Origin of the sequence: Mycobacterium sp. (assembly GCF_049802695.1) — a bacterium.
Classification (GTDB): domain Bacteria; phylum Actinomycetota; class Actinomycetes; order Mycobacteriales; family Mycobacteriaceae; genus Mycobacterium.
Window position 1 is genome coordinate 1 of record NZ_JBARMY010000233.1, and the last position, 3,322, is coordinate 3,322.

Consider the following 3,322-nt stretch of genomic DNA (forward strand, 5'->3'; position numbering starts at 1 on the left):
CATCGCAGCCATCCGCGCGTTCATCGACGCCTACAACGACCGCTGCCGACCGTTCGTCTGGACCAAGACCGCCGACCAGATCATCCCCCGAGCCACCCGTCAACCAACTTCAGACGCGCGACACTAGATCGCCTCGTTGGTGACGTCGTTTGGTGAATACGCGATCAGCAACGGCGGGTGTCGCACTACGCTAAGCGGCTCTGTCTTCCGCATGAGCTGCGAGACATGCTCGCGCCAATCAGCCTTCCCCCGCCAACCGGCGAGAAGCAGCCTCATCAAGAGCGCGCCCGGGATGGCATCGGTGTATAGCGGCGACGGCTCGGTTGTCATGAGTCGTGCGGGCGCAACTACGCGCAGCGGTTGATCCATGCGTGGCGTTGCGACGTACCGATGATGAGATGCCAACGACACTCGATCGACAGGACAGGCGGCGCTCGCCGCTGGCGAGCGGCTCTGTCCGCGAGCATCTGTTCAGAGGTGCGGCCGGGCTCACTACCGCCGGGCTCGCGATAGTTCTGCTGGCCGTCGTTGGTCCGGTCGCACTCGTGCTGCTCCCCGTCACCGCGGCCGCCTGGCGGGGCTGCCCGACGTGCTGGACTGTCGGCTTGCTCGGCACGCTCGCCGACGAACGCGACCGCAAATGTTCGCGTTGCTAAGCGATCATTAGATCGACGCCACCTCGGTCTCCGAGCGTCGCCCGCCTGGCAAGAGCACGTAGGTGTAATCCTCGCCGAGAGCAGGGCCGTTAGTGCCGTCTCCTGCGCGCGGTGGTACCTGTGCAAACCCGCGGCGTCGCGCGTCAGCGGTCGGAGCGGGCGCCGGCGGAGCTTGGCCGCCAAACCGGGTGTCCACGGGGTTGGTCCGAGATGCGCTTGTTGCTGGAGCTCAACGCTCGGTGAGTGCTCCGCACCGTGTGGGGGGGTTGTTCGGTCGGCGGGCGCCCTGACCGCTCGACAGTGAGCGGTCGGGGCGTGTCGGCGCCGCGGATCAGCTGATCGTGAGAGCGTTGTCCTTGACGCTGCCGTAGTTGCCTGCCGCCCCGTCGGTCACGACGACCGGCAGGTTAGACCCCGCCTTGGCGGTGGAGCTCACGCCGATCGTCGCGGTGATCTGGGTTCCGGCGGAGTTGACGCTGACGGCCGAGAAGCTCGTTCCGGCCGGACCGGTGAGCTTGGCGTCGGAGCTGAATCCCGTCCCCGTCACCATGAACTGTGTGGTCTGACCGGCCGACACCGTCGCGGGTGCGATCCCGCCAATGGTGGGTCCGGCGGCCACTGACAGGCAGCCGACGCAGCTGGCCGTGGCTCCGTTGCCGTTGGTCACCTTGACCGTATAGGCACCGGCGGGCGTCCCCGGCGCGACCGTGATCCTTAGTCCCACCGCCGTCGGCGCTGTTGAGGTCACCCCGGCCGACACACCAGTACCCGGTCCGCTGATGCTGACCTTCACCGGTGCCGTGAACCCGTTCCCGTTGAGCGTGGCAACCGCACCGATGGCCCCCTGAGCGAGCGAGGATGGGGAGATCGAGGAGGCGGACACCGGCGCCAGCACATGAACGCTGAACGCCTGGATGGCGGCTGGGTCAACGCCGTTGGACGCGGTGATCGTGATCGGGTAGGAGCCTGCGCTGCCCGCCGCCGGCGTGCCGGAGATCGTCGCCGTACCGTTGCCGTGGTCGGTGAAGCTCACGCCCGTGGGCAGCGCTCCGGACTCCGACAGAGCCGCCCTCGGTGCGCCCGTGGTGTGCACCGTGAAGCTCAGCGGGGTCGACTCGACGACCTTGGCCGAGGCGGCGGAGGTGATCGCCGGGGCCCCATCGGTGATCGTGGCCCCGCCGGTGTCGGCGGCTCCGATGTCGCAGGCGTTGCGCGTCGTGGCCTTGCGAGACTCGCCGCGCTGGTCCAGTCCGGAAACCGGGGCTGCCTCGCAGCTGCCACCCAGACCTGCGCCGATCAGTGGGCTGTTGGTGAGGGGCGGCGCGGTTTCCGTGGGGCCGCCGTTGAGAGCGAGGGCCCCCAGCCGCGGGTCGATCGGGCTGGCGGAGCTGCCCAGCTGGTCGCCGTCGACGGCGTTGGTGAGGCCGGTGCAGTTGTCGTTGTCGCCGATCAGGTTGTGTCCGCCGGCGCCGTCGGCGAGCTGCCCCGAGCAGTCCGGTGCCGCGCCCTCGGTGGTGTTGCCTGCGATCACGGTGTTGCTGGCGATGACCGCGGCGCCGCGGGTGTTGCTGACCTGGTTCTGCACGCCACCTGCTGCGCTGCCGGAGTTGGCGGTGATCGTGTCGTTGATCAGGTTCACCGCGTTGGGAGTCCTGGCATCGACGTAGACACCGCCGGCCGCTTGGTCGCTTGAGCCGCCAGGGTTGTCGGCGATCGTCGTGTTGACGATCGTCGCCTGCGGGTCGGCCGTCGAGGTGGTGCCGGGGACGTAGGAGACGCTGATCCCGGCCGCCTCGCTTCGGTCGTTGCCGAACCCGTCGTTGGTGTTGCCGGAGATTGTGGAGTTGGTGACCGTCAACCGCGCCGGAGTCGATCCGGTGGAGATGTCGTTGATCGCCGCCCCGTGGGTCGCGCCAGTCACCACGACGCCGCTCAGCGACAGGGTCCCGTTATTGGTCACCAGCGATCCCAGGCACGCCAGGCTCTGACCAGAGGTCGGGCACTGCACGGTGACACCCTGCAGGCTGACCGTCGCCGTGGCGGGGACCGACATCAGACCGGTCGAGTTCCCCGAGGAGTCAAGCGGCTGGGAGACGTCGATCTTCACCGACTGCGCGTTACCCGATCCCGCTTTGATCGTCACGCTGTGGCTCACTGCACCGATCCCGGGGTACGGCGTCGCCCCGGACGGCGCCAAGCTGACCACGTCCCCATCCGATGCGCACGCCAGTGCCGCCTGCACCGTCGCGAACGGGGCCGACGACGAATTCGCCGCGCACGACGAATCCGACCCCGCCGGCGCCACGTAGTACGTCTTCGCGAGTGCCTGCCCGGCGCCGATGGCCATGAGCAGGATCGAGAACGCGAGCCCGCGAGCAAGCCGGGTCCTAGCGGCGGACAAAAATCGATCCGGGTGCCGCGGCCCAGCAAGGTGAGCGATCATGATGAGGTCTCCTGAAGAGGGGTGGTTGCCGATCTGCCGGTGAAGCTATGGCTAAGGCCCCGGCCTCACATCGGGCAAGCACGTCAATCTCGCCTTAGCCTCGATCCACCGGCCGAGCATGATCCTGGTGTAGATGGGGCTTTGTCGGCTGGTGGGAGTCGGTCGGCGGGCGCTGGCAGGTGGTCGGTGGCGTTGTGGTCGGGGGTGGGGCCAGTTGAGGCCG

2 protein-coding genes and 1 pseudogene are annotated in these 3,322 nt (G+C 68.3%); 2 read left to right on the forward strand and 1 reads right to left on the reverse strand.

Annotation, left to right across the window (positions count from 1 at the left end; genetic code table 11):
• Nucleotides 1-127, forward strand: a pseudogene (locus WA317_RS09380) (IS630 family transposase); the annotation flags it as partial.
• Between the two features lie 860 nt (nt 128-987).
• Here WA317_RS09380 and WA317_RS09385 read toward each other — a convergent pair.
• Nucleotides 988-2,709: a choice-of-anchor Q domain-containing protein gene (locus tag WA317_RS09385; RefSeq protein ID WP_425172766.1), complete on the reverse strand. Its 1,722-nt coding sequence runs from the start codon at nt 2,707-2,709 to the stop codon at nt 988-990.
• On the opposite strand from WA317_RS09385, the gene WA317_RS09390 reads away from it, so the two are divergent.
• Nucleotides 2,693-2,965, forward strand: coding sequence for a hypothetical protein (locus WA317_RS09390; RefSeq protein WP_425172767.1), 273 nt, complete (start codon nt 2,693-2,695; stop codon nt 2,963-2,965). The two genes, WA317_RS09385 and WA317_RS09390, sit on opposite strands and share 17 nt — an antisense overlap.
• Nucleotides 2,966-3,322: the final 357 nt, after the last annotated feature.

What these genes read in the sequence shown, in the direction of transcription:
- WA317_RS09385 (WP_425172766.1), bottom strand. Translation starts at nt 2,709, where the DNA reads ATGTCGGTCCCCGCCACGGCGACGGTCAGCCTGCAGGGTGTCACCGTG.